At 66.7% G+C, this 24428-nt stretch carries 24 protein-coding genes and 1 tRNA gene; 11 read left to right on the top strand and 14 right to left on the bottom strand.

Going from position 1 to position 24428, the window contains the following annotated elements:
* Positions 1–53: 53 nt before the first annotated feature.
* Positions 54–251 carry a hypothetical protein gene (locus tag AAFN88_RS06910; protein ID WP_347519310.1) on the top strand — a complete coding sequence of 66 codons (198 nt, stop codon included), beginning with the start codon at positions 54–56 and terminating at the stop codon, positions 249–251.
* Between the two features lie 36 nt (positions 252–287).
* Here the strand turns inward: AAFN88_RS06910 and AAFN88_RS06905 are convergent, their stop codons facing one another.
* From AAFN88_RS06905 to AAFN88_RS06875, 7 genes are all read right to left on the bottom strand, one after another.
* Complete coding sequence (locus AAFN88_RS06905) at positions 288–2069, bottom strand: ABC transporter ATP-binding protein (protein WP_347519307.1); 1782 nt, start codon at positions 2067–2069, stop codon at positions 288–290.
* A gap of 23 nt (positions 2070–2092) precedes the next feature.
* Complete coding sequence (locus AAFN88_RS06900) at positions 2093–3037, bottom strand: acetamidase/formamidase family protein (protein ID WP_347519305.1); 945 nt, start codon at positions 3035–3037, stop codon at positions 2093–2095.
* Between the two features lie 2 nt (positions 3038–3039).
* Positions 3040–4662: an ABC transporter substrate-binding protein gene (locus tag AAFN88_RS06895; protein ID WP_347519303.1), complete on the bottom strand. Its 1623-nt coding sequence runs from the start codon at positions 4660–4662 to the stop codon at positions 3040–3042.
* Between the two features lie 74 nt (positions 4663–4736).
* Positions 4737–5657 carry an ABC transporter permease gene (locus AAFN88_RS06890; protein WP_347519302.1) on the bottom strand — a complete coding sequence of 307 codons (921 nt, stop codon included), beginning with the start codon at positions 5655–5657 and terminating at the stop codon, positions 4737–4739.
* Positions 5657–6505 (bottom strand): ABC transporter permease, encoded by an 849-nt coding sequence (locus tag AAFN88_RS06885; protein ID WP_347519300.1) that lies wholly within the window; start codon positions 6503–6505, stop codon positions 5657–5659. The genes AAFN88_RS06890 and AAFN88_RS06885 overlap by 1 nt, the downstream gene beginning before the upstream one ends.
* Positions 6502–7119 (bottom strand): ANTAR domain-containing protein, encoded by a 618-nt coding sequence (locus tag AAFN88_RS06880; protein ID WP_347519298.1) that lies wholly within the window; start codon positions 7117–7119, stop codon positions 6502–6504. The genes AAFN88_RS06885 and AAFN88_RS06880 overlap by 4 nt, the downstream gene beginning before the upstream one ends.
* Positions 7116–8300 (bottom strand): transporter substrate-binding domain-containing protein, encoded by a 1185-nt coding sequence (locus AAFN88_RS06875; RefSeq protein ID WP_347519296.1) that lies wholly within the window; start codon positions 8298–8300, stop codon positions 7116–7118. Before AAFN88_RS06875 ends, AAFN88_RS06880 begins: the two co-directional genes overlap by 4 nt.
* 300 nt (positions 8301–8600) lie before the next feature.
* On the opposite strand from AAFN88_RS06875, the gene AAFN88_RS06870 reads away from it, so the two are divergent.
* Positions 8601–9002: an MbcA/ParS/Xre antitoxin family protein gene (locus AAFN88_RS06870; protein WP_347519294.1), complete on the top strand. Its 402-nt coding sequence runs from the start codon at positions 8601–8603 to the stop codon at positions 9000–9002.
* Entirely contained in the window at positions 8999–9694 is a 696-nt protein-coding gene (locus tag AAFN88_RS06865) for an RES family NAD+ phosphorylase (protein WP_347519292.1), read from the top strand. Before AAFN88_RS06870 ends, AAFN88_RS06865 begins: the two co-directional genes overlap by 4 nt.
* 85 nt (positions 9695–9779) lie before the next feature.
* Here the strand turns inward: AAFN88_RS06865 and AAFN88_RS06860 are convergent, their stop codons facing one another.
* Positions 9780–10766 carry an ABC transporter substrate-binding protein gene (locus AAFN88_RS06860; RefSeq protein ID WP_347519290.1) on the bottom strand — a complete coding sequence of 329 codons (987 nt, stop codon included), beginning with the start codon at positions 10764–10766 and terminating at the stop codon, positions 9780–9782.
* 244 nt (positions 10767–11010) lie between these two features.
* On the opposite strand from AAFN88_RS06860, the gene AAFN88_RS06855 reads away from it, so the two are divergent.
* From AAFN88_RS06855 to AAFN88_RS06830, 6 genes are all read left to right on the top strand, one after another.
* On the top strand, positions 11011–11679 hold the full coding sequence (locus AAFN88_RS06855) for a TetR/AcrR family transcriptional regulator (RefSeq protein ID WP_347519287.1): 669 nt from the start codon (positions 11011–11013) through the stop codon (positions 11677–11679).
* A gap of 117 nt (positions 11680–11796) precedes the next feature.
* On the top strand, positions 11797–12597 hold the full coding sequence (locus AAFN88_RS06850; protein WP_347519286.1) for an ABC transporter permease: 801 nt from the start codon (positions 11797–11799) through the stop codon (positions 12595–12597).
* On the top strand, positions 12594–13688 hold the full coding sequence (locus AAFN88_RS06845) for an NAD-dependent epimerase/dehydratase family protein (protein WP_347519285.1): 1095 nt from the start codon (positions 12594–12596) through the stop codon (positions 13686–13688). Before AAFN88_RS06850 ends, AAFN88_RS06845 begins: the two co-directional genes overlap by 4 nt.
* Positions 13675–14523 carry a GNAT family N-acetyltransferase gene (locus AAFN88_RS06840; protein ID WP_347519284.1) on the top strand — a complete coding sequence of 283 codons (849 nt, stop codon included), beginning with the start codon at positions 13675–13677 and terminating at the stop codon, positions 14521–14523. The genes AAFN88_RS06845 and AAFN88_RS06840 overlap by 14 nt, the downstream gene beginning before the upstream one ends.
* A gap of 39 nt (positions 14524–14562) precedes the next feature.
* Positions 14563–15627, top strand: coding sequence for a dihydrodipicolinate synthase family protein (locus AAFN88_RS06835; protein ID WP_347519283.1), 1065 nt, complete (start codon positions 14563–14565; stop codon positions 15625–15627).
* A gap of 23 nt (positions 15628–15650) precedes the next feature.
* Complete coding sequence (locus AAFN88_RS06830; RefSeq protein WP_347519281.1) at positions 15651–16430, top strand: ABC transporter ATP-binding protein; 780 nt, start codon at positions 15651–15653, stop codon at positions 16428–16430.
* A 92-nt stretch (positions 16431–16522) separates the two neighbouring features.
* On the opposite strand, the gene AAFN88_RS06825 is transcribed toward AAFN88_RS06830, so the two are convergent.
* A tRNA-Ile gene (locus AAFN88_RS06825) sits at positions 16523–16598 on the bottom strand.
* Positions 16599–16700: 102 nt separating this feature from the next.
* A complete protein-coding gene (locus AAFN88_RS06820) occupies positions 16701–17342 on the bottom strand; it encodes a CHAP domain-containing protein (RefSeq protein WP_347519279.1) in 642 nt (213 codons plus the stop codon).
* Between the two features lie 365 nt (positions 17343–17707).
* Between AAFN88_RS06820 and AAFN88_RS06815 the strand changes: the two genes are divergently transcribed.
* On the top strand, positions 17708–17959 hold the full coding sequence (locus AAFN88_RS06815; protein ID WP_347519278.1) for a hypothetical protein: 252 nt from the start codon (positions 17708–17710) through the stop codon (positions 17957–17959).
* Positions 17960–17977: 18 nt separating this feature from the next.
* Positions 17978–18478 carry a septal ring lytic transglycosylase RlpA family protein gene (locus AAFN88_RS06810; RefSeq protein WP_347519277.1) on the top strand — a complete coding sequence of 167 codons (501 nt, stop codon included), beginning with the start codon at positions 17978–17980 and terminating at the stop codon, positions 18476–18478.
* Between the two features lie 74 nt (positions 18479–18552).
* On the opposite strand, the gene AAFN88_RS06805 is transcribed toward AAFN88_RS06810, so the two are convergent.
* The 4 genes from AAFN88_RS06805 to dnaG form a co-directional block, all read right to left on the bottom strand.
* Positions 18553–19155, bottom strand: a complete 603-nt coding sequence (locus AAFN88_RS06805; protein ID WP_347519276.1) for a glycine zipper domain-containing protein — start codon at positions 19153–19155, stop codon at positions 18553–18555.
* A 108-nt stretch (positions 19156–19263) separates the two neighbouring features.
* Positions 19264–20160 carry an MBL fold metallo-hydrolase gene (locus tag AAFN88_RS06800; RefSeq protein WP_347519274.1) on the bottom strand — a complete coding sequence of 299 codons (897 nt, stop codon included), beginning with the start codon at positions 20158–20160 and terminating at the stop codon, positions 19264–19266.
* Between the two features lie 90 nt (positions 20161–20250).
* Positions 20251–22359: an RNA polymerase sigma factor RpoD gene (rpoD, locus tag AAFN88_RS06795; protein ID WP_347519273.1), complete on the bottom strand. Its 2109-nt coding sequence runs from the start codon at positions 22357–22359 to the stop codon at positions 20251–20253.
* Between the two features lie 100 nt (positions 22360–22459).
* Complete coding sequence (dnaG, locus tag AAFN88_RS06790) at positions 22460–24427, bottom strand: DNA primase (RefSeq protein ID WP_347519271.1); 1968 nt, start codon at positions 24425–24427, stop codon at positions 22460–22462.
* Between the last annotated feature and the right edge of the window lies 1 nt (position 24428).

Genomic DNA, 24428 nt, shown 5'->3' with positions numbered 1-24428 from the left:
TGGCGGCGTTGTGCCGCTGCCTTGCTGCTCCCGGACCGGGAAGGAGGGACGCCATGACCTGTGCCGCAGCCGACCCCCGCAAGGGCAAGGGGCCGAAGCGGCCCTACAGCTACAGCGAGGGCAGCGACGAGTCGCCCTCGCTGCTGGAGGAGGAGCCGGTGGATATCGAGGAGAGCACCCCCGCCGACAAGCGCAGCTCGGTGGAAGGCGTGGAGTCCGACGACAAGACGCCACCGTTGTTCGAGGAATAGAACGCCCCGGCGTCTGACCTTTGTGACCGCGGCTGCCTAGACCGCGGCCAAGTGGCCGCCGCCGAAGTCGTGCAGGCGGACGTAGTCGGGCGTGAAGTCGAGGCTCCGCACCGGGCTCGGCACCTCGCCGGTAAGACGCAGGCGGTCGCCGCGCCGGCGCGTCGGATCGGCGATGGGCACCGCCTCCAGAAGCCGCTTGGTGTAGTCATGGCGCGGATTTTCGAAGACCGCGGCGCGCGGCCCCATCTCGACGATCTGCCCCAGATACATGACCGCGACCCGGTGGCTTACCTGCTCGACCACCGACATGTCGTGAGAGATGAAGAGGAAGGAGAGCCCCAGGTCGTCCTGAAGTTCCTGCAGCAGGTCGAGAACCTGCGCCTGCACCGAGACATCGAGGGCCGAAACGCTCTCGTCGGCGACGATGACCTTGGGATTCAGCGTCAAGGCGCGGGCGATGCAGATGCGCTGGCGCTGGCCGCCGGAGAACTCGTGGGGGTGGCGACGGACTGCGTCCGCACCGAGACCGACCCGGCGGAACAGCTCCACCACCCGGTCCTCCAGCTCCCGACCCTGGGCCATCTTGTGGATGACAAGAGGCTCCGCCACCAGGCGCCCGACCGTCATGCGCGGATCCAGCGAGGCGAAAGGGTCCTGGAAAATCATCTGAATGTCTCGGCGCACCGGCGCCATCCGGGTTGCCGAGAGGCCGGCGATATCGCGGCCGGCAATGGCGATTTCGCCCTCCCAGGGCACCAGGTTCAACAGCGCCTTGCCGGTCGTCGACTTGCCGCAGCCCGACTCGCCGACCAGAGCCAGGGTCTCGCCCGCGGCGATGTCGAAGGATATGCGCTCCACGGCATGCACGCGGCGCTGCGGACGCTGCAACAGGCCACCGACGATGTCGAAGCGCACGGTGAGATCGCGGACCCGCACCACCGGCGCAGGCGCCGCTTCCTTGCGTTCGCTCCGGGCGCGCAGCGGGCGGTCGCGCCCTGCCATGCTGCCCAGCTTCGGCACCGCCGCCAGAAGCTTTCGCGTATAGGCCTGCCTCGGGGCCTGGAAGAGGCTCTCCACCCCGTCGGCCTCGACCACGCGGCCCTGATTCATCACGACGACCCGGTCGGCCATCTCCGCCACCACACCCATGTCGTGGGTGATCAACAGGATCGCGGTGCCGAACTCCTGTTGCAGGTCCTCCATCAGCGCCAGGATCTGCGCCTGGATGGTGACGTCCAGGGCCGTGGTGGGCTCGTCGGCGATCAATACCTTGGGATTGCAGCACAGCGCCATGGCGATCATCACGCGCTGGCGCATGCCGCCGGACATCTCATGGGGATACTGGCGGAAACGCCGCACCGGCTCCGAGATGCGCACCGCCTCCAGCACCCGCACCGCTTCCTGCCGGGCCGCGGGAAGGGAGAGGTCGCGGTGGGCGCGCAGGGCCTCGACAAGCTGCGTGCCCACGGTCATCACCGGGTTCAGAGAGGTCATGGGCTCCTGGAAGATCATCGCGACCTCGCCGCCGCGCACCTTCAGCATCTCGCGCTCCGGCAGGGCGAAGAGGTTCTTGTCGCCCAGCCACGCCTCTCCGGCGGCGACCCCGGCGCCCTCGGGCAGCAGCCCCATGAGCGAGAGCGCCGTGATCGATTTGCCCGATCCGGATTCGCCGGCGATGCAGAGAGTCTCGCCTTCGTACAGATCGAGGCTCACATCGTCGACGACCCGCCGTGGCCCCTCCTCGGTGGCCACGGCGACCGCCAGGCTGCGCAGCGACAGCACCTTCCTGGCACTGCTCGCCCCCGCGCCCGAGGGCATTGGATCGGCCCGGCCCGCGCCCATCAATCCAGCACGACACGCGGGAAGTAAAAGGACACGATCCAGTTCGGCTGGTCGACAATCTCGCTGATGCGCAAATCGCCGCAGACCGAGCACAGCATGTAGGCTTCGACCGGCGCCATGCCGTGACGCGCCGCCAGCAGGTCCACCATCTGGGAGACCGCCGCCTTGGCGCCCTCGAAGAGGTCGCTGCCGACGCCGGTGGTCACCTCGTAGCCCTTCTCGTCCAGATGACGGGTCACCGGGCCCGGCGTGGTGAAGCGCGGCATCTTGAGGCCGGCGTCCTTCACCAGGTCGAGCGTCAGCACCACATCCATCGGGCTTTCGATGGCGGTGCCGCAGACCTCCCCGTCGCCCTGGGCGGCGTGGGTATCGCCGATGGAGAACAGCGCTCCCGCGACTTCCACCGGCAGATAGAGCTCGGTGCCCGCCGCCAGGTCGCGGATGTCCATGTTGCCGCCGACGCGCCGCGGCGGCACCACGGAATGCAGTCCCGGCTCCGCCGGCGCCAGGCCGATGGTTCCGGCGAAGGGCTTCAGCGGCACCCTGCCGCCCGGCCCGTAAAGCGCCGGAGCGAGACCGGCGGCGTCGTATTTCCAGATGTTGAGGGCCGCCTCGCCGAACTGGTCGGCCAGCAGGCCGAAGCCGGGAATGTTGGCCGTCCAGCCGAAGCCGGAGGGCTTGAATTCATGGATCGTCACCTTGATGGCATCGCCCGGCTCGGCGCCCTCGACGAAGACCGGGCCGGTAACCGGGTTCACCTTGCCGAAATCGAGCCCGGCAACGTCATCCACCGTGGAGTCCTTGGTGAGCTGGCCGCCGGAGGCGTCCAGGCACTCGAACTCGATGGTGCTGCCGGGCGCGACGGTCATGACGGGTGGGATCGAACGATCCCACCCGAAATGATGGTGCGTGCCATGAATGGTGTAGTCATGGGCTTTGCACATGGTTACTGCGCGTCCTTTGCGTAAACGTAGTCGTAGTGAACCGGAATGTGCACCGGATCGACGAAGATCCCCTCCGGCCCGTCGAGACGGCTGGAGCGGATGGTGAAGCGCTGCTCGTTGAAGATCGGCACCCAGGGGGCCTCATCCTGGATTTCCGTGAAGATCTTCTTCCACTCCTCGATGCGCGCCGCGGCCTGGGAAGGATCGGCCATGGAGTCCGCCTTGATGGCGCGGGCATCCAGCGTCTCGTTGCAGTACCAGGCCCAGTTCCAGCCGCCCGGCACGGCGCCGCCGCAGCCCAGGATCGGGCCGTAGAAGTTAGAGGGATCGGGGAAGTCCGCGATCCAGGCCATGCCGCCGGACCAGATCATCGGCGCCTGGTCGGCCTCGCCGCCGGCGGCGATGACGTTGGCCTGGGCCAGGGACTTGATCTCCGCCTTGATGCCGATCTCGGCCAGATCCTGCTGGATCGCCTGGGCGATGCGCGGCTGCGGGTCGGTGTTGGCGACGAAGAGCTCGGTCTCGAAGCCGTCGGCCAAGCCTGCCTCGGCCAGCAGCGCCTTGGCCTTGGCCGGATCGTAGGAGAAGCCCTCGTAGCTCTCGTCGTAGCCCGGCATCAGCGGCGGCAGCGGCTGGTTGGCCGGCACGGCGCGTCCGTTGATGATGCGCACGATGCGATCCTTGTTGATCGCCATGTTCACGGCCTGGCGGACCTTCAGGTTATCGAAGGGCTTCGTCTTCACGTTCAAGGTGACGTAGCCGGTGTGCAACTGGCTGCCCTCGACGATCAGGTCCTTGAACTTGGGATTGTTCTTGGTCTCCAGGAACTTCGCCGGGGGAATGCCGTCGCCGGCGATGTCCACCTCGCCGCGCTCCAGGCGCAGCAGGGCGACGATGGGCTCCTGCCCAACCTCGAAGACGATCTGGTCGAGACGCGGCAGGCCCTCGTGATAGTAGTCCTTGTTGCGCTCGAAGACGACGCGCTGGCCCAGGGTCCACTCCGCCAGCTTATAGGCGCCGGTCCCGACCGGGTGCTTGCCGAAGTCCGCGCCGTGCTTCTCGGTCTCCTCGGAGGGAACCACATGCGCGAAGTTCAGCGCCATGACATGCAGGAAGGTCGCATCCGGCCGCGACAGCACGATCTTCACCGTCGAATCGTCGACCGCCTCGACGCCTTCCAGCCCCTTGGCATCGCCCGAGGAGGCAGCGTCGAAACCCTTGATGGCGCCGAAAAAGCCGGCGCCCGGGCTCTGGGTCGCCGGGTCGACCACGCGCTCCAGCGAGTACTTCACGTCCTTGGCCGTCATTTCACGGCCATTGTGGAACTTCACGCCCTTGCGCAGCTTGAAGGTATAGGTCATGCCGTCGCCGGAGATCTCGTAGCTCTCGGCCAGATCCGGCACCAGCTCGGTGGTGCCCGGCTTGTAATCCATCAGGCCGTCGAAGAGGCTCTTGATCATCGACCAGTTCTGCCAATCGTATCCGATGGCCGGGTCCAGCGTCGACACGTCGTCCTTGTAGGTGACGGTCATGGAACCGCCTTGCTTTACCTGCGCCAGCGCCGGAGCGACGGCTGAACCCGACAGCAGGAGCACGGCGGCACCTGCGAGCAACCACTTTTTCATTTCAAGTCTCCCTGTTCTGAACTTGATCGAACGCCCGGAGGCGTTCCTCCCCTTCTGCAACAACACTGCTTCACTCACCTGAGCTTGATCCTGGGATCGATGAAAAGCGCCACGATGTCGGCGACGAGATTGCCGATGACAATGGCGCAGGCGGCCACCAGGGTGACACCCATGATGATGGGAATGTCGACGCGCTGGATGGCCTGCCAGGCGAGTTGACCGATGCCCGGCCAACCGAAGACCGATTCGACCACCACGATGCCGCTCATCAGCAGGCCGATGTCGATCCCGACCATGGCGACCACCGGCAGCAGGGCGTTGGGTACCGCGTGGTGCAGCACGACCCGCCCCTTGCTGAGGCCCTTGGCCCGCGCCGTGCGCACGAAATCCTGCTGCAGCACGTCCAGCATGGAGGAGCGCATCATGCGGGCGTACCAGCCGGCGCCCAGAAATCCGAGAGTCAGGGCCGGCAGCACCACGTGCTGCGGCGTGCCGTAACCGCTGAGCGGAAACCAGTTGAGCCAGTAGGCGAAGACATAGATCAACAGGATGCCGACCACGAACTGCGGCGCCGAGACCCCGACGAAGGAAAAGACCATGAGACCCTGGTCGAGCTTCGTCCGCCGACGCACCGCCGCGACGATCCCGACAGTCAGGCCGATTACCAGCTCGGCGCAGATGCCGGCGGCCATGAGCAGCAGGCTGGGCGGCAGCCGTGAGGCGATCAGGGTGTTGACCTCGGTCTTCTGGATGTAGGAGCGGCCCAGGTCGCCCTGCAACAGGCCGGCCAGATAGTGCAGATAGCGCTCATAGAACGGCAGATTGAGACCGAGCTGCTCGCGGATGCTCTCCACAGTTGCCGCGGTGGCACTGCGCCCGGCGATCTGGCGCGCCGGGTCGGCCGGCAGCAGATAGAGCAGCACGAAGGTCACCAGACTGATCCCCAGCAGGATCAACGCCGACCCGAGCAGCCGCCGCAGCAGGTAAGCCGCCATCAGCTTCGGCCCTTCTGCTTGGGGTCGAGAATGTCGCGCAGGGCGTCCCCGACGACGTTGAAGGACAATGCCAGCAGCAGGATCGCCGCGCCGGGAATGAAGACCAGCCAGGGCGCGGTGGTGAAGTAGGTCTGGTTCTCGAAGATGATGTTGCCCCAGCTTGGCGTCGGCGGTTGCACGCCGATCCCGAGGAAACTGAGCGTCGCCTCCAGTAGCACCGTGGTCGCGATGCCCAGCGTCGCCCAGACCACCATGGTCGACACCAGGTGCGGGGCGATGTGCTGCACCAGAATGCGCAGCCGCGAGGCGCCGAGGCTGCGCTCCGCCTCGACGAAATCACGCTCGGAAAGAGAGATGGTCTCGGTGTAGATGACCCGCGCCACCTGCACCCAGTTCACCATGGCGATGACCAGCGCGACGATCCACAGGCTGGGACGGAAGATCGCCGCCAGAACGATCGCCAGCAGAAGTGCGGGAAAGGCCATCATCAGATCGGTGAAGCGCATCAGAAGGGCACCCACGAAGCCCCGCAGGAACCCAGCGGTGATGCCGATGATGGCGCCGGTGAGCACGGCGACGCCGTTGGCGACGATGCCGATCACCAGCGAGGTGCGCGCGCCGTAGACCAGACGCGAGAAGAGGTCGCGGCCCAGAAGGTCGGTGCCGAGAATGAAGTCTCCGCCCGGCGGCAGCGGCGCCCCCTCCAAGGTCAGCCCCTCGAAGAGCTGTGCGTCCGGCGCGAAGGGGGTGATGAACGGCGCCAGCAGCGCCATGATCACGATGACGGCGATGATCAGCAGCCCGAAGACGGCAAGCTTACGCCGCAGCAGTTCCTTGAGCACCGTCATCGCACGCCGAAACCACCGCTTTGGCGCCGGGGCAAGAGCGCGCGCAGGACGACCTCGTCGGCGGCCGCGCAGAGAGCTTCCACGGTGACGCGCCGCTCCATGGCGGCGGCGCGCAGGATCGCGAAGGCCTTGTCCTCGTCCAGGCCGCCGAGGCGCATCAGCGTCAGCACCGCGCGGATCACCTCCGGGCGCTGGCGCAGGCGCTTCCGCAACGCCTCGATGCGCGCCTCCTGCTCGCGGGCCTGGGCGAAGCTGTGGCTGGCCAGCACCAGGGCGCTGTAGACGCCGCTGGACTGCACCGGCTTGACGAGGTGCGAGGAGATGCCCTGGGCCATCACCCATTCCAGGCGCCCCGGCGCCTCGGAGCGCATCAGCGCGATGAGCGGCACGGGCGGCTGGCCGGCGGGCCAGGGAAAGAGACCGTCGTAGCCGCTGTCGCCGTCGAAGAACACCGCCTTGACCGCCGGTTCCAGGCGTTCCAGGCAGGGCCAGGCGAATTGCGTGGCGACGCCGAAGCGCTCCAGTTGGCGGGCCAGCCGCTGCATGCCCGCATCCTCGCGGTGCAGGACCGCCACCTGCCAGCCGCGGAAGTTGGGCGTGCGGAAGCCGTTCATTTCACCACCTTCAAGCGGGCCGGGCCGGTGCCCGCCGCGGAGCGGCGCTCGACATCGGCGGCGAAGGCGCGGGCGTCGAAATCGACCAGGTAGGGGTCCGCAGCAATGGGCTCCGGCGCCGCCTCGATGACCTTGAAGACGCCGTCTCCCTCGACCCGGCCGATGTAGGGCCTGAGCGCCGCGTGATTGGTGCGGCGATCGATCCGGGTCGTCCCCAGCGGCGTATCCAGGTCGAGCGCGAAGAGCGCCTCCTTCACCGCCTCGATCTCGTCGCTGCCGCAGGCGAGGATCGCCTCGGCCAGCAGCTTCACGGCGACATAGGCGTTCACCAGGTAGACCGAGTTGCGCCGCGCCGCGCCGAAACGCGCCCGGACCCGCTGGCGGAAAGCGTGGCTGGCCGGGGTTTCCAGGCTGTCGAAGTAGATGGCGGTGGAGATCAGGCCGGCCTGCGCCGGGCCGACGCTGTCCAGCTCGGCCTCGGTCAGGTTGCAGCTCACCACCGGGCGGCGTCCCGGCGCGAAGGAAGCGTCTTCGCGCGCGGCGGCATGATAGGCGGCCAGGAAGGCGTAGCTGGAAGTGCCCACCAGATTGTTGAGGACGAAGTCGGGCCGCTGCTCGCGGATGTCCTCGATCAGGCGCCCGACGTCCTGCGCCGAGAAGGGTAGATATTTTTCGCCCGCCACCTCGCCGCCGGAGGCCTGCACCAGTTCGCGCGCGGTGCGGTTGGTTTCCCAGCCCCAGATGTAGTTGGAACCGACGAGGTAAACCCGCTTGCCGTAGCGCGGCAGCAGATGGCGGAACAGCGGAACGATGTGCTGGTTGGGGCTGGCGCCGGTGTAGATGACGTTCTCGCAGCACTCGAAGCCCTCGTAGGGGCACATGTACCAGAGCAGCGCATCGTACTTCTCGATGATCGGGATGACTTCCTTGCGCCCGATCGAGGTGATGGTACCGATGATGTGGCGGCAGCCCCGCTCGCGCAGCATCGCCTCGCTCAGCGCGTGATAGTCGTCGATATTCGCGCCGGGATCTTCGATCTCGGCACGGAAGCGGAAGGGATAGCGCGGGTCGCCGTTGACCTCTTCCAGCCCCAGACGCGCGCCGGCCAGGCAGGCCTGACCGATCAGACTGTAGGTCCCGGTGACCGAAAACAGGATCCCGAGGGGGATCTCCCCTGACATCAAAACCCGCTCCTAAAACGAAAAAAGCCCCAAGACCCGTCCCTTCTGTCAGGGCGGTTCTGGGGCAACGCTGCCTCGCGCGGTCTTTCCGCATGTTTGTATGACGCGCCGTCGCGCGGCGCCTGACCTCCGAGTTTTGACCAATCCGATTGCGCTGTCAAACGCCAAGGAAGCCCCTGTCCCCCAGGAAGCCGGCAAGAAGCCAGCCTTCCCGGCGGCTTGGGGCGCCCCGAATTGGTTGTTGCGGAAAGTCCATAAATAGACTATATATTTATTATAGACTACTTATGGAGTATTATGATGAAGACCGAACCCCGCGCGGCAGCGGCCGACCGCAAGAGCCTGTCGGGGGCCGGCCTGCGCGCTTTCTTCAGAATTGCCGGCCTCTGGGGGCTTTCCGTGGACGAACAGATGGCGCTGCTCGGACTGACGGCGCGCTCGACCTTCTTCAAATGGAAAAAAGACCCGAACACGGCCCTGCCCAAGGACACCTTGGAGCGCCTCTCTTATATCCTCGGGATCTACAAGGCCCTGCAGGTGCTGCTTCCCGACGAGAGGGCAGCCGACGAATGGGTGCGGCGAGCGAACGCCGCGCCGCTGTTCGGTGGGCGCTCCGCGCTCGAACGGATGTTGTCGGGCCAGGTCGCCGACCTCTTCGTCGTGCGGCAATACCTGGATGCGCAGCGCGGCGGCTGGGCGTGACGCCGCCGCTTGCCAGCATCGAGTGGAAACCGTGCTGGCGGATCATCCCGAGCCGGTTTCCGCCTATCCAGCTGTTCGAGCGGATAACCGACCCGGACGACCTGGAAGCGGTCTTCGAACTGGAGGCTCTGACCAACCCGCGCATCCGGGACGAGGTTGGCGACATTCGCCTGATCCCGCCCGAAGACCGGATCAGCGGTCCCGGCACCAGCATCGTCATGGCGGCCTTCACCCATCTCAACCCCGACGGCAGCCGGTTCTCCGACGGCAGCTACGGCGTGTTCTACGCCGCCGGCGATCTCGCCACCGCGATCGCCGAGACGAAGCACCATCGTGAGCGCTTCATGAGGGCGACGGCGCAGGCGCGCATGGAGCTGGACATGCGCGTCTACCTCATCGACCTCGCGGGCGACCTGCATGATCTGCGCAAAAGGAAGGCGGACTACGCGCTCGTCTACGACAAGAACGACTACGCCGCGAGTCAGCATTTGGCGCGGAGCCTGCGCCGGCAAGCCTCCGACGGAATCGCCTATGACAGCGTGCGGCGCACGGCGGGAGAATGCGCCGCCGTATTCCGCCCACGGCTTCTGTCCAACGCCCGTCAGGAACGTCACCTCTGCTACATTTGGGACGGCAGCAACATCTCGTCGGTCTATGAAAAACAAATGCTCGGCAACGAGAGTTCCCGGTAGGCGTCTTCGCCAGGGCCGCTCCCTCGGAAAGGCGGCGAAGAGGGAGGCGGGCCCGGCCGCCCGGAAGCGGCCGGGAACAAGCGGGTTATTCCTTCGCCATCTTGATGGTGAGGTCGAGCAACGCGTTCGTGTACACGGCCTTCACGTCAAAGGGCTGCTCGACACCGAAGTGCGTTTCGACCATCCGGTAGTCGGCGGCCATGCGGGAGTCGTCGAAGGCGCCGAGAGCTACGGAAGTCGTGGTGTCGTCGCGCATCAGTTCCTTGATCCGGTTCCACTGATCGCGCTGATTCTGCCGGTCCAATCCGGAAACGCTCGCCAGCAGCGCGTCGAGACAGGGCTCGACGTTCTCCACACAGGCCTTGAAGGCGCGCTGGGTGACCTTGGTGAAGGTCGCGACGGTATCGGGATTGTCTTTCATGAATTCGGCATTGACGATCACCGCGTTGCCATAGGGGTTGACCCCGATGTCGCGCCAAGCGACGAAGCCGAGATCGTCGCCGAACTCCCGCACCTTAAGGTCGTGCTCGTTGTAGAAGTCGCTCGTAATGTCGATAGCACCGCTCTTCAGGGAAGGCAGCTTGGCCTGCGGGCTGACGTTCACGAAACGCACGGAATCCGGCGCAATGCCGACTTCCTGTGCGAACATAGGCCACATCACCCGGGAGGCGTCGGCCGGCGGATTGCCGATCTTGCGGCCGGCAAAGTCGGCCGGACCGGAAATGCCGTTGCTCTTCAGCCAATAGAAGCCCTGGGGTGAATTCGCATAAACCGCCATCACGGCAACGAAGTCCGCGCCCTTGCTCTTGGCGACCAGGGCGGTGGCCATGTCGGCGACACCGATCGGGGAGATGCCGGCGCCGACACGCTGTGCCGCCGCACCGGAGCCGCGCCCGGCTTCGATGTTCAGGGTGATCCCCGCTTCCTCGTACCAACCGGCCTCGACGGCATAGAAGTAGGGGGCGTGGTCGGCCGTGGGCACCCAGTTAAGGATCATGTCGATTTCTTCGGCTGCCGCGCTCATAGGGGTCAGGGCTGCGGCCGCCAGGGCCAAAAGTCGTAGCTGTTTCACCAGTGCCTCCTGTTCTCGTTCCCGTCGCCCTTCGTCTCCTTGATGAGAAATCCCGAACCGGCGCCCGTTACGGCCCTTTCGCTTCTGTCTTCGCCCCGCCTTGGCCCCTTGCTGTAAGCTTGCAGGGAACGCCTTGTGCGGACAGAAAGTAAACTACGGGATTGGCAACCACTCTTCGGGACGATACCCATTCTCTCTTAGCCGATCAATAAATAATCAACTAGTTGGTTGAAACGAGGTCTGTATGCCGAAACCCTCCGCCTCCCGCCGCGCCGGCCAGCCCGCCCGTGGGGCGCGCCGTGACCCCCAGGCCACCCGCCAGGCGCTGCTGGAGGCCTCGATCTCGGAGTTCGCCGACAAGGGGCTGGCCGGCGCCCGGGTCGACGAGATCGCGCGCCGCGCCGCGGTCAACAAGCAGCTCGTCTACCACTACTTCGGCAGCAAGGAAGACCTCTACTTCGCGTCGCTGGAGGAGGTCTATGGCCGCATCCGAGAGCGGGAAAAGGAACTGCAGCTCTCCGATCTGTCACCGCCGGCCGCGATGGAGCGCCTGGTCGGTTTTTCCTTCGATTATCTTGCCGAACACCCTGAATTCATCGCCCTTCTCAACGACGAAAACCGGATGAGCGCGCGCCACCTGGCGGAGTCCAGCGAGGTGGTGGCGATGCACTCGCCGCTGGTCGAACTGATCAAGGAAACCCTCGGCAGAGGCATCGGCGAAGGCGTTTTCAACGACCGCTTCGGGCCGGTCAATCTCTACATTTCCATCGCCGGACTATCGTACTTCTATTTCTCCAACAACAGCACGCTCTCGGCCATCTTCGACCGCGACATGGCGGCGCCGGGAGAGGTTGCCCGCCGGCGTCAGCACGTTATCGACCTGGTTCTCTCCGCCCTCCGCCCAGATAAATAACCAACCAGTTGGTTGACACCCAGGCACCCCGCCTGTAGGCTCGAGGCTCATGAGAGGAGTGTCTTGGTGGTAAACATGCCCGAGTCCCCACCGGTCTCCGGAAGTGCGCCTGAAGACATGGCGGCTCTGGACGCCGAAGCCAATCGCCGCGCCGCGGAGCGCCGCCAAGTCCTGCAGCGCCGCGCCGTGGTGATCCTGGTGCATCTCGCCGCCCTCGCGGTCTGGGAGGTTCTCGTCGTCCTCCTGGAGGTCAAGAATTTCATTCTGCCGCCGCCCAGCGACGTTCTGGCGACCCTGTCAGGCAGTCACTATGGCTGGCTCGAGAACACCTGGGTGACGACGCTGGAGATCTTCGGCGGCTATGCCCTTGCGGTGATCCTGGGCGTTGCCTGCGCGCTGGTCTTCACCTGGTCGAAGGCGCTCCTACTCCTGGTCTTCCCCCTGCTGGTGACCCTGAACATGATCCCCAAGGTCGCCCTGGGTCCGCTGGTGATCGTCTGGTTCAGCTACGGGATCGGCACCAACATTCTCATCACTTTCAGCCTCTGCTTCTTTCCGATTCTGCTGACCACCATTCGCGGCCTGCGGGAGATCGAGCCGGATCTGCTGGACCTGGTGAACTCGCTGCGCGGCTCGCGCTGGCAGAAGTTCATCTACATCCAACTGCCCGGCGCGCTGCCCTATATCTTCTCCGGCATGAAAGTGGCCTCGATCCTGGCGGTCGCCGGCGCGGTGGTCGGCGAGTTCATCGCCTCCGAGCGTGGGCTCGGCTATCTGATGATCCAAGTGCAGGCAAGCCTGGACACGCCGGCCATGTTCATGGCGGTGATCCTGATCACCGGCCTCGGCGTTCTGCTCTACCTGCTGGTGTTGGTACTCGAGTATTTTTCCGTTCCCAAAGATGCGAGGATGTCGTGAGCGAAGTGGTGGGCGCGATGAGCAAGGCGCGCAAAGAATCTCAGACGACTCCCTGCCTCTTGTCGGCGCACAAGCTGCCGGAGCGCTTCGCCGACGTGGCGGCGCTGGAAGAATTTCTGGCGCGCCCGAGCGAGGCCTTGATCGACGATCTGGCAGCCACCGACGGCGACATCATGGTGCTCGGGGCCGGCGGCAAGATGGGGCCGAGCCTTGCCTGTCTTGCGCGGCGCGCGGCGCCGGGCAAGCGCGTGATCGCGGTAGCTCGCTTTAGCGAGCCCGACCTGCGGGAGGGCCTCGATGAACAGGGCGTCGAAACGATCGCCTGCGACCTCTTGGATCCGGAGGCGGTGTCGCGGCTGCCGTTCTGCAAGAACGTGATTTTCATGGCGGGCCGCAAGTTCGGCTCGGGCGGCGACGAGCCCCTGACCTGGGCGATGAACGCCTATGTGCCGGCCCTGGTCGCGCAAACATTCCGGGCGTCGCGCCTGGTGAGTTTCTCGACCGGCTGCGTCTACAGCTTCGTGCCGGTGGACGGCGGCGGGGCGGACGAGACGACCAAGCTGACGCCACCGGGCGAATACGCGAACTCCTGCATCGGGCGCGAACGTCTGTTTCAGTACTTTTCGCAGCAGCATGACACGCCCGGCCGCTTGTTCCGGCTGAACTACGCCATCGACCTACGCTACGGCGTGCTGCACGACATCGCCGTGAAGGTGCGCGACAAACAGCCCGTCGACGTGACCATGGGGCATGTGAACGTCATCTGGCAGGGCGATGCCAATGCCCAGGCGCTGCGCTGTTTGAAGCAGGCGACGACGCCGACGACGCCGATCAACGTCACCGGGCCGGAGACCGTCTCCGTGCGCTGGCTCGCCAAGCAGTTCGGCACGCTTCTGGACCGCAAGCCGGTCATCGAGGGGGCGGAGGCGCCGCAAGCCTGGCTCAGCAACACCAGCCAGGCCAACGGGCTCTTCGGCTACCCCATCGTGCCGCTGGAGCGCATGATCGCCTGGACGGCGGACTGGGTGTCCAAGGATCTGCCGAGCTACCAAAAGCCGACCCACTTCGAGGTTCGCGATGGCGCTTACTGACGCTCCCGCAGCGGAGACCCTGACGCAGGCGGCGGTGGAAGAAGCCATGGCGCTGTCAGAGGAGGCCGGCTGGAACCAGCTTCCCGCCGACTGGGGCTTCTTCTTCGACCATGGCCGGGTCTTCGGTTTGCGCAAGAACGGTGCCCTGATCGGCACGGCGGCGATCCTGCCCTATGGGGAGGACTTTGCCTGGCTCAGCATGGTGCTGGTGAAGGTTTCCGAGCGCGGGCGCGGGGCCGCGCGCCGCCTGCTGCAGCACGGCCTTCAAGCGCTGGAGGGGATGGGGCGCGCCGCCGTGCTCGACGCCACTCCGGCGGGCGAGCGGGTCTATCGCGATCTCGGTTTCGACGGCGAACGGCAGATCGAGCGCTGGGAGGGCTTCGCCGAAGACTGCCCGGAGCCGGCCGGCAATCGGACTTTCCTGCCCATCGATACAGCGGAACGACTCGCCGCCGTCATCGCGCTGGATGCCGCTGCCTTCGGTGCCGAACGGGGAGATCTTCTGACTCAGATCGCCGCGCGGCTGCCGCAGGCGGCATGGACCACCGCCGACGGACGCGCCTTTGTCCTGGGGCGCGACGGCGCGAGCGCGACGCAGCTTGGGCCGCTCATCGCCGAAGACGACAAGATCGCAGAAGGGCTGCTGAGCCAAGCCCTGGCCAAGCTGCGCGGACCCGTCTTTATCGACATCGCCGGCGATCGGCCAGGCTTGGCGGCGGTGTTGGCGGCCCGCGGATTCCGGCGCCAGCGGACCTTTAGACGCATGGTACGCGGGCAGCTTCACCTCCCGCGGGCCACGGCCCTGGCGGCCATTGCCGGCCCCGAATTCGGCTGAAGACGCCGGCACGAGAGACAAGAGGACGCGTGACTTAGTATGGCTTTGCATCACAGTGATATTGCCGCGGAGCGGATCGCAGTCCTGCGCGGCGGCGCGGTCATCCCGGCGCATCCCCTGGCGCTCGACGCGGCCCGCAAATTCGACCGGAGACGCCAGCGCGCCCTGACCCGCTACTACGTGGATGCCGGCGCCGGCGGCTTGGCGGTGGGTGTCCACACGACCCAGTTCGCGATCCGCGAAACCGGTCTTTTCGAAAGCGTACTGGCCGCGGCGGCCGAAGACAGCGTGGCCTGGAGCGACCGGCCGCTGTTCCTGATCGCCGGACTCTGCGGGTCCACGTCGCAGGCCGTGGCGGAAGCCAAGACGGCCGTTTCCCTGGGATATCATGCGGGCCTGTTAAGCCTCTCCGCCCTGCGCTCGGCATCGCGCGAGGAGCTGTTGGCGCACTGCCGCCGCGTCGCGGAGGAGATTCCGCTGATCGGCTTCTACATGCAACAGGCGGTCGGCGGCATTTCCCTGGATCGCGCGTTCTGGCGCGCTTTCGCCGAGATCGACAACGCCGTCGCCGTGAAGGTCGCCCCCTTCGACCGTTACCGCACCCTGGATGTCGTGTCGGGAATTGCCGAGGCCCGCGCGGAAAACCGGATCACGCTCTACACCGGAAACGACGACCACATCGTCGCGGATCTGGCGACACCCTTTCGCGTGCGCCGCGCGGGGGAGGACGTGACCCTTCGGTTCAGAGGCGGCCTGCTCGGCCATTGGTCGGTTTGGACCCGCCAGGCGGTCACGCTCCTTGAGCGCATTCACACCGCTATCGAGGCCGGAGGAACGATGGACCCCGAGCTGCTGGCGCTCGACAGCCGTGTGACGGACTGCAACGCGGCTTTCTTCGACGTTGCCAACAACTTCCACGGCTGCATCGCCGGCTGTCACGAGGTGCTGCGCCGGCAAGGCTTGCTGGAGGGCATCTGGTGTCTCGATCCGCAAGAAGGCCTGGGGCCGGGCCAGGCCGCCGAGATCGACCGGGTCTATCGCGATCACCCGGACCTCAGCGACGACGGCTTCGTCGCCGCCAACAGAGAGAGGTGGCTGTCGTGAATGCGCCCGCAGGAAACGGCACGATGGAAGCTGACGCTTCGCGACCGCCCTTCATTCGGCTGCAGAACGTCCGCAAGGTCTATCGCACCAATGGACAGGTCTTCGTCGCGGTTTCCGACGTCACGCTGGATATCCGCGAGGGCGAGTTGCTCTCCGTTGTCGGTCCTTCCGGCTGCGGCAAGACCACGGTGTTGAAGATCCTGGCGGGACTGCATGAGGCCGATGAAGGCCAGGTCGAGATCGGCCTCGGCGCGACCCAATTCACCCCGGGCCGCGACGTCGGCATGGTCTTCCAGCAAGCGCTGCTCTTGAAGTGGCGGACCATCCTCGAGAACGTCATGTTTCCCGCCGATATCCTGCACCTGCCGCGCAAACAAACGCGGGAGCGGGCAAGGCACCTCCTGGACATGGTCGGGCTGGGCGGCTTCGAGAACAAGCGGCCCTACGAGCTGTCCGGCGGAATGCAGCAGCGCGCGGCCATCGCCCGCGCCTTGATCCACGATCCCAAGCTGGTACTGATGGACGAGCCCTTTGGCGCTCTGGACGCGATCACCCGGGAAAAAATGAACCTGGAACTGCTGCGCATCTGGGAGCAGAGCGGCAAAACCATCGTTTTCGTCACCCACGGCATCCAGGAAGCCATCTTCCTTGGCTCTCACTGCGCCGTGCTGACTGCCGGCCCCGCCAAGATGTCCGATCACTTCGCCATCGACCTGCCGCAGCCGCGCAGCCTGGACTTGAAGACCTCCGATGTCTTTGGCGGCTATGTGAAGCGAGTCTATCAGCAGCTCGGCATGGAGTAGCCCGCCCGCTGAAGACCCGTCCGCGCGGCAAGCGGAAGGGATCCGGATCCTGGCGAACGAACAGGGGAGAAGCGGAGACCGCTTCCGGAGGGTGGTGGGCCCGGCAGGATTCGAACCTGCGACAACGCCGTTATGAGCGGCGGGTTCTAACCGCTGAACTACAGGCCCCCAAGAACGTCCCTGGCCGCCATTGTGCCGCCGCACAGCGTCAGATCAAGCGAATTGGGCAGGAGGAATTCCTATTCCTCGGGCGGCGGCGCAGCGCAGGGCCTAGTTGGCGGCCTGGCGCAGCTCCGGCGTCCCGCCGGTCTTCGGGTAGATGAAGCCATAGGCGGGATAGTGGCCCGAACCCATCTGCTGGCCCGGCGTGTACCAGACGCGCACCAGGGACCAGTCGTTGTTCTTCGAGACGTCGCGAACCGGGGTGTAGCGGTGGATCTGGCCGCGGTTCAGCCAGTTGGCCTGGTGGACGATGATCTCGCGGCTGCTCACCACCTCGGCGACATAGGCCAGATGGCCGAGGCGCAGGCGCCGCGACTTGCTGAGCACCAGGACCGAACCGACCTGCGGCGCCGAGCCGCGCTCGTAGCGGCCTTCGGCCTTCTGCCACCAGGTCCAGGCGTTGCCGCGCAGGGCGATGCTGGAGAGCTCGCGCGCGTAGGGCACGCACTGCAGGGGGCGCTTGGCCGCGACGATGGCCGGCCGCGGGCGCGCCGGCGCGGGCGGCTTGGGCAGGGCGGTGAAACCGGCCGGCGTCACCTCCGTCAGGCGCGGCGCGTCCGGGCGCGCCACCTGCTGCGTCGTCAGAGGCTTGGGGATCTGCGCACGCGGCGTGGCGGCGGCAGTTTCCCCGCTGCCGGAACCCGCTTCGGGGCCGAGCGGCGCCGCGCAGGCGCCGAGCAGCAACAGCAAGCCGAGCGACACCCCCAGCACAGCCGGCACACGCGAAGAACGAAACGACCTACAACCCAACAGGGACCCTCCCCTCATGCCCCGGCGGCGCAGAGCCGCCACGATACCGGCATGGCTTTCCGGCCTTCACCGCCCGACCCGAGACAAAACCGGAACAACAAATAAGACGAAAACCAAGTCTACAACAGGAGCACCGAGGTATTGCTCCAATTGCCGGCGAGGCTTGACTGCAGAGATTACGCCCTCAGCCGGCAATGTAAGATCAGAAGCTTTTAAGGGCACAGTTTTGACATAGCAACAACAAGCTGACGCTCCCTATATCCCTGCCCAGACAGCAATCAGTCCATTGAGGCAGGGAGATATAAATGATTCGTTTATCCGCTTTCGCACCGGCCCTTCTCCTCGCAGCCGCCCTGGGGCTCTCCGCCTGCGGCAGCTCCACCGGCGACCGCGGCCTCAGCGGCGCCGGGATCGGCGCAGCGGCCGGTACGGCCCTCGGCGCGGTCACCGGACTGGGGATCGTGGAAGGCGCCCTGATCGGCGCCGGCGCCGGCGGCCTGACCGGCGCGCTGACCGACGAGGACACCATCGACCTCGGCGATCCCTGGTGGAAGTAGGGGAGTCGAAGTAGGGAGATGGAAGTCGGGGGACCGGCGGGGAGAGCCCGCCCCCCTTCGAGCAGCCCTGCAGCGGCACGGCGCCACGGCACGGCGGCGCTCGGCGCATTGCTGAGCCTGCTGCTCGTCGCCGGCTGCGCCTTACCGGCCGATTCCCGCGACGGCGGCAGCGGCAATGACTTGGCCGCTCTGCCGCCGGCCGGGGAGAAGGTTATCGAGAGCCACGTCGGGCTCGCCTCCTGGTACGGGCCGGGCTTCCACGGCCGGCGCACCGCCAGCGGCAAGCGCTTCGACATGGCCGCCCTCACCGCGGCGCACCGCAGCCTGCCGTTCGGCAGCCGCGTGCGCGTCACCAATCTCGCCAACGGGCGCTCGGTGGTGGTGCTGATCAACGACCGCGGCCCCTACGTGAAGCCGCGCATCATCGACCTGTCCCGCGCCGCCGCCAGGGAGCTCGACTTCCTGGAGGACGGCATCACCCGCGTGCGCATCGACCTGCTGGCCGGACCGGCGGGCTAGCACAACTCGCTCCTTGCAGGCGTCACCGGCCCGGCGCCGCGATGGCGCGCCGGGCCGGAAGCTCAATCGATCGATCAGTTCTGGAGTTTCCACGCGCCGTCGGGCTGGCGGCAGGCGGTGCCGTAGGTTTCCCTGCTGCGCCCGCCGATCACGGCGGTGGCGCTGTACTCGCGGCAGTAGGCGCCGGCGGTCTGATACGTGCGCAGCGGCTCGACCTGGTAGCGCGTCCGATCGGCGCCGATCCAGGTGATGTCGGAGCCGTCGGGCGCGTGCTCCAGAACCTGGCCGACGCAGTTCTGGTCGACGCGGTCCATGGAGCGGCCGAGGCTGCCGCCGACCAGGAAACCGACGACCGCGCCGCCGATGATGGCGGCGGTCTTGCCGCTGCCCGAGCCGATCTGCGTGCCCGCGGCGGCACCGGCAGCACCGCCCAGCAAGGCGCCCAGAGTTTCCCGATTGCAGCGGCCGAGGCCGATGTCGAAGGGCGCCCGGTAATCCGAATAGCGATAGTGCTTGTTCTTGTGCTTGGCGCGATAGCCGTGGGCAGGCGCCCAGGGCGGCGGATCGGCCCAGGCCGGCGCCACCGGCGCCGCGGCCATGGTGAAGGCTGCGAGCGCGGCGGCAAAAAGTCCCAGCCGGCGCCCGCCGCAGCGCTGCGCCGTTCGATTGCATAACATTGGTCTAGTACCTCTTGCTGCCTTTCCAAGGGCCGTCTCCGGCCCGGCGCAAGTGCATCTAGGCAGCGATCATGGCAACAAGGTGGCGATCGGCGTGATACCGCTGTGTCATCGCCGCGCCCCGGCGGCGGGCCCGCCCAGTGCCAGAACCGCCTGGCCATAGGCGACGCGGCGCGCCGTCAGGTCGATGCGCAGCAGGTCCTCGGCCAGGACCAGCGGCCCGGCGAAATCGGCAGCCACTTCGACCAGCAGCGCCGCCCGGTCGCAGGCCGGCGGCACGAAGTGGGTGAGCGCCAGGGCCTTCACGCCGGCCTCGGCCGCGATCTTGCCGACCTCATCCGACAGCGTGTGGTAGCTCGCCACGTTGGCCACGGTCTCCGCCGAGCGCACGCCCTCCACCACCGGCATCTCGCGGTGCACGAAGACCTCGTGCACCAGCAGGTCCGCGCCCCGCGCCGCTTCAATCAGCGCCGCGCAGCGCCGGGTGTCGCCGGAGAGCGCCAGGCGCTCCCCCTTCTCTTCGAAGACGAAGCCGAAGGCATGGCGCACCGGCTGGTGGTCGACCGGCACCACCCGCACCCGCAGGCCGGCGATGTCGAAGACCTCGTCTGCCGCAATCTCCGTCACCGCGATCTTCAAGGCCTCGGTGGAGGGGCGTTTTTCATGCGCGATGCGCTGGCTGAGCTCCGGCTCCCACAGCGCCATGAGCCCTTCGACGTAGCGCCGCGTGCCCGGCGGCCCGTAGATCGGCAGGGGCCGGTCGCGGCCCTGGTGCCAGGAGGAGACGATAAGCTGGTAGAGGTCGACCAGGTGATCGGAATGCAGGTGCGTCAGCAGCAGGGCGTCGAGGCCGCGCCCCGGCGTGCCGGCGGCCAGCAGGCGTTGCGTCACGCCGGAGCCGCAGTCGACCAGCACCTTGGCCGCCGCGCCCAGAATGAGCTGCGACGGCCCGTAGCGTTCGGTCGAGACCACCGGACAGCCGGTGCCGAGAAAGACGATTTCCATGGCCGGAGAGGCTAACGCGACCGGCGCGGGGTGCAACGGAAAAGGGCCGCTCCGGAGAGCGGCCCTAAGCCTTTGGTCTGTCTGCTTTGCTCAGGTATCCAAAAACGAGCGCAGCTTGCGCGAGCGCGAGGGGTGCTTCAGCTTCCTCAGCGCCTTGGCCTCGATCTGGCGGATGCGCTCGCGGGTGACCGAGAACTGCTGGCCGACTTCTTCCAGCGTGTGGTCGGTGTTCATGCCGATGCCGAAGCGCATGCGCAGCACGCGCTCCTCGCGCGGCGTCAGGCTGGCCAGCACCCGCGTGGTGGTCTCGCGCAGGTTGGACTGGATGGCCGCGTCCAGCGGAATGACCGCGTTCTTGTCCTCGATGAAGTCGCCGAGGTGGCTGTCCTCCTCGTCGCCGATCGGCGTCTCCAGGGAGATCGGCTCCTTGGCGATCTTCAGGACCTTGCGCACCTTCTCCAGCGGCATGACCAGACGCTCGGCCAGCTCCTCCGGGGTCGGCTCGCGGCCGATCTCGTGCAGCATCTGGCGGCTGGTGCGCACCAGCTTGTTGATGGTCTCGATCATGTGCACCGGGATACGGATGGTGCGCGCCTGATCGGCGATCGAGCGGGTGATCGCCTGGCGGATCCACCAGGTGGCGTAGGTCGAGAACTTGTAGCCGCGGCGGTACTCGAACTTGTCGACCGCTTTCATCAGGCCGATGTTGCCTTCCTGAATCAGGTCGAGGAATTGCAGGCCGCGGTTGGTGTACTTCTTGGCGATGGAGATGACGAGACGCAGGTTGGCCTCGACCATCTCGGTCTTGGCCTTGCTGGCTTCCTTCTCGCCGGTCTGCACCGTCTTGACGATGCGGCGGAACTCGCTGATCGGCAGCTCGCTCTCGGCGGCGATCTCGCCGACTTCCTTGCGGATGGCCTTCACGTCATCGCCGTAGCGCTCGGCGAACTTGGACCAGCCCTTGCCGGTCAGGCGCTTCACCCGGCTGACCCAGCGCGGGTCGAGCTCGCGCGTGAAGTAGTGGTCCAGGAAGTCCTGGCGGTCGACGCCGCAGCGCTCGGCCATGCGCAGCATCTTGCCCTCGAAACCGACCAGGCGGCGGTTGAGGCCGTAGAGCTGGTCGACGAGCTGCTCGAGGCGGTTGTTGTTGAAGTGCACGCCCTCCATGAGCTCGACCAGCTCATGCGTCAGCTTCTCGTAGCGCTTCTCGGTCTGCGGCGTGATCTTCTCGCCGCGCTGCAGATGGGTCAGGCGCTTTTCCTGGACCTTGGTGATCTTCTTCCAGGTCTTGGAAATCTCGTCGAAGGTGTCGAGCACCTGCGGCAGCAGGGCGGCTTCCATGGCGGCGAGGGAGATGGAGTTCTCCTCCTCCTCGTCATCGTCGTCGTCGCCTTCGCCCTCGGCCTTCTCGCCCTCTTCCCCGGACTTCTCGTCCTCGTCCTCGGACTTGGCCTTCTTACCCTTGGACTTGGCCGTAGCGTCCTCTTCGGCCTTGGCGGCCTTGCCGCCCTTGCCCTTGGCGTCTTCCTTGGCGTCCTTGTCCTTGGCCTCTTCCTTGGACCCCTCCTTGGCGGGGGGCTCGTCCTCCATCTCGGCGATCTCCTCGACCGCCTGGTTCATGGCGTCCTCGGAGGGCCCGCCGCCGTAGGTGGCGTCCAGGTCGATGATGTCGCGCAGCAGGATGCGGCCCTCGATCAGGGCTTCGCGCCAGGCCAGCAGGGCGCGGATGGTCAGCGGGCTCTCGCAGATACCGCCGATCATCTTCTCGCGGCCGGCCTCGATGCGCTTAGCGATGGCGATCTCGCCCTCGCGCGACAGCAGCTCCACCGAGCCCATCTCGCGCAGGTACATGCGCACCGGATCGTCCGTGCGCCCGATGTCGTCGTCGTTGAGGTTGCCGGTGACCGTCTTCTCGCCGTCCTTGGCTTCTTCATCGCCGGAGGAGTCGTCCTGCTCCTCGCTCTCGATGACGGTGATGCCCATCTCCGAGAGCAGGGACATGGTGTCCTCGATCTGTTCGGAGGACATCTGGTCCGGCGGCAGAACGGCGTTCAACTCGTCATAGGTGACGTAGCCGCGTTCCTTCGCCTTCGCGATCATCTTCTTGACCGCGGCGGACATTGAGTCCATCAGCGGCCCGTCAGAGGACTCCTCGCGCGATTCCGCCGCTTCAGCGCTTTCTTTTGCCTTGGTCGCCATTCAGCCCACTACCTCAAAATGCCTTCTTGGAAGGCCCCGGCGGCGCCGAAGCGTCGATCCGCCCAAGATCGACCCCTCCGCGCCCCGCGGCGCACCTTGCTCAAGAGTCTGCTTTGTCCACTGTCGTTTGAAGCATTGCCTCAAATCGGTCCAGATCCACCTTGCGGCCGTCTTCCGTAAGCCGCAGCTTCTGCCGGGCCTGAACCCGCTTCAACTGCTCAGCCGTCATATCCGCCGCCAGGGCCTGCGCCTCTTCGACGCGCTGGACCCCGGATTGGCGGTCACGCAAAACCCCCAAAATATGCAAAACAGATTGCCGCGCCACCTCCGCTGAGGCGTCGGGACGGGCAAACCTGCCGTGAACATATACGTCTGGGGCCAAAAGCGCAGCCAAAAGCCCCGAAAACCCCTGCTTGGAGAGGTGGCATTTCACACCTTCGGTGTCAAGTTCCGCATTGCGGGCCATGCAGTCGATCAGGGCCTGGCGCAGCCGGTTGAGGTCGCTGCCGGTGAAGTCGATACCCGCCAGATCCTCGACAAACTCGCTTAATAAATTGTTATGATTAATCAGAGTGGCAAGGAGTACCTGCTCGGTCCGCTCCGGGCGCAGCAGATCGCCGGGCCGGCGGCGCTTGCCGGGCTCATCCAGCGGGTCCCACTGAGCGGCCCAGCCGCCCCTGCCCGCCGCCGGCCCGCGCCGGCGCCCCCCGCCATAGCCGGAGCGGCCGCCGCGGCGGCCTCCCCCCCTCTGGGTCAGGGACTGTCCCCCTCCCCCCTTGGGGGCATAGCCGAAGACCAGCTCGAAGCGGCGCTCCATCTCCTGGCGATAGTCCTCGCGCAACTCCGGGTCGCGGATCGTGCGCACCTGATCGCGCAGCTCGGCGCGGATCGCCGCGCGGCGCTCCGGCGTGTCGGCGGCCCGGCCCTCGGTGGCCTGGCGCCAGATCACGTCGGCCAGGGGCTGGGCGGTTTCCAGCAGGCCGCGCAGGGCCGCCGGGCCCTGGCCGCGCAGCAGGCTGTCCGGGTCCTCGCCCGGCGGCAGCAGCGCGAAGTGCAGGCTCTTACCCGGCTTCAGCAGCGGCAGGGCGCGGGCGGCGGCGCGGAAGGCGGCGCGCTGGCCAGCGGCGTCGCCGTCGAAGCAGAGCGTCGGCTCGGCGGTCAGGCGCCACAGCTCCCCGATCTGTTCCTCGGTGATGGCGGTGCCCAGGGGCGCCACCGCCGCCGGAAAGCCGCCCTCGGCCAGGGCGATGACGTCCATGTAGCCCTCGGTGACCAGCAGCTCGCCGGTGTCGTGGGCGGCCTTGCGGGCGCGGGCCAGGTTGTAGAGCACCCGCCCCTTGTGGAACAGCGGCGTGTCCGGCGAGTTCAGGTACTTGGCCTTGGACTCGCCCAGGGTGCGCCCGCCGAAGGCGATGACCCGGCCGCGCCGGTCAGTGATCGGGAAGATGACCCGGTGGAAGAAGTAGTCGCGCAGGTCGTCCCCATTGCTGCTTGAGGGACCGTCTTCCCCGCGCTTCACCAGGCCGGCTTCCAGCAACTGGTCGACGGTGATGCCGCGGGCGCGCAGGGCCTTGGCCAGGACGCCGCGCTGGCGCGGGGCGAAGCCCAGGCGGAAGGCCTTCACGGTCGCCGGCGCCAGGCCGCGGCGCTCCAGATAGTCGCGCGCCTCCTTGCCCGCCTCGGTGCCGAGCTGCTCCTCGAACCAGGCCGCCGCCGCCTCCAGGACGTCGATCAGGCCGGCGCGCTTCTGGGCGCGCTCGCGGTCTTCGGGGCGCCCCCGGGGCACCTCCATGCCGGCCAGCCCGGCCAGGCGCTCCACCGTCTCCGGAAAGCTCAGGCCCTCGGTGTTCATGATGAAGTCGATGGCGCCGCCGTGCGCGCCGCAGCCGAAGCAGTGGTAAAAGCCCTTGTCGTCGTTGACGGTGAAGGAGGGCGTCTTTTCGTTGTGGAAGGGGCAGAGGCCGGAGAACTCGCGGCCCTTCTTCACCAGCTTCACGCGCTTGCCGACCACCTCCGAGGTGGCGATGCGGTTGCGCAGTTCGTCCAGAAATTCCGGTGGAAAAGCCATA

It is taken from the genome of Pelagibius sp. CAU 1746, from assembly GCF_039839785.1.
In the GTDB taxonomy this organism is placed as follows: domain Bacteria; phylum Pseudomonadota; class Alphaproteobacteria; order Kiloniellales; family Kiloniellaceae; genus Pelagibius.
Note: the sequence above shows the minus strand (reverse complement) of the source record. Positions and strands in the feature narration are given on the sequence as shown.

Excerpts from the sequence above, each read along its gene's own strand:
- AAFN88_RS06910 (WP_347519310.1), top strand. The coding sequence starts at position 54 with ATGACCTGTGCCGCAGCCGACCCCCGCAAGGGCAAGGGGCCGAAGCGG.
- AAFN88_RS06905 (WP_347519307.1), bottom strand. The coding sequence starts at position 2,069 with ATGCCCTCGGGCGCGGGGGCGAGCAGTGCCAGGAAGGTGCTGTCGCTG.
- AAFN88_RS06900 (WP_347519305.1), bottom strand. The coding sequence starts at position 3,037 with ATGTGCAAAGCCCATGACTACACCATTCATGGCACGCACCATCATTTC.
- AAFN88_RS06895 (WP_347519303.1), bottom strand. The coding sequence starts at position 4,662 with ATGAAAAAGTGGTTGCTCGCAGGTGCCGCCGTGCTCCTGCTGTCGGGT.
- AAFN88_RS06890 (WP_347519302.1), bottom strand. The coding sequence starts at position 5,657 with ATGGCGGCTTACCTGCTGCGGCGGCTGCTCGGGTCGGCGTTGATCCTG.
- AAFN88_RS06885 (WP_347519300.1), bottom strand. The coding sequence starts at position 6,505 with ATGACGGTGCTCAAGGAACTGCTGCGGCGTAAGCTTGCCGTCTTCGGG.
- AAFN88_RS06880 (WP_347519298.1), bottom strand. The coding sequence starts at position 7,119 with ATGAACGGCTTCCGCACGCCCAACTTCCGCGGCTGGCAGGTGGCGGTC.
- AAFN88_RS06875 (WP_347519296.1), bottom strand. The coding sequence starts at position 8,300 with ATGTCAGGGGAGATCCCCCTCGGGATCCTGTTTTCGGTCACCGGGACC.
- AAFN88_RS06870 (WP_347519294.1), top strand. The coding sequence starts at position 8,601 with ATGAAGACCGAACCCCGCGCGGCAGCGGCCGACCGCAAGAGCCTGTCG.
- AAFN88_RS06855 (WP_347519287.1), top strand. The coding sequence starts at position 11,011 with ATGCCGAAACCCTCCGCCTCCCGCCGCGCCGGCCAGCCCGCCCGTGGG.
- AAFN88_RS06850 (WP_347519286.1), top strand. The coding sequence starts at position 11,797 with ATGGCGGCTCTGGACGCCGAAGCCAATCGCCGCGCCGCGGAGCGCCGC.
- AAFN88_RS06840 (WP_347519284.1), top strand. The coding sequence starts at position 13,675 with ATGGCGCTTACTGACGCTCCCGCAGCGGAGACCCTGACGCAGGCGGCG.
- AAFN88_RS06835 (WP_347519283.1), top strand. The coding sequence starts at position 14,563 with ATGGCTTTGCATCACAGTGATATTGCCGCGGAGCGGATCGCAGTCCTG.
- AAFN88_RS06830 (WP_347519281.1), top strand. The coding sequence starts at position 15,651 with ATGGAAGCTGACGCTTCGCGACCGCCCTTCATTCGGCTGCAGAACGTC.
- AAFN88_RS06815 (WP_347519278.1), top strand. The coding sequence starts at position 17,708 with ATGATTCGTTTATCCGCTTTCGCACCGGCCCTTCTCCTCGCAGCCGCC.
- AAFN88_RS06810 (WP_347519277.1), top strand. The coding sequence starts at position 17,978 with ATGGAAGTCGGGGGACCGGCGGGGAGAGCCCGCCCCCCTTCGAGCAGC.
- AAFN88_RS06805 (WP_347519276.1), bottom strand. The coding sequence starts at position 19,155 with ATGTTATGCAATCGAACGGCGCAGCGCTGCGGCGGGCGCCGGCTGGGA.
- AAFN88_RS06800 (WP_347519274.1), bottom strand. The coding sequence starts at position 20,160 with ATGGAAATCGTCTTTCTCGGCACCGGCTGTCCGGTGGTCTCGACCGAA.
- rpoD (WP_347519273.1), bottom strand. The coding sequence starts at position 22,359 with ATGGCGACCAAGGCAAAAGAAAGCGCTGAAGCGGCGGAATCGCGCGAG.
- dnaG (WP_347519271.1), bottom strand. The coding sequence starts at position 24,427 with ATGGCTTTTCCACCGGAATTTCTGGACGAACTGCGCAACCGCATCGCC.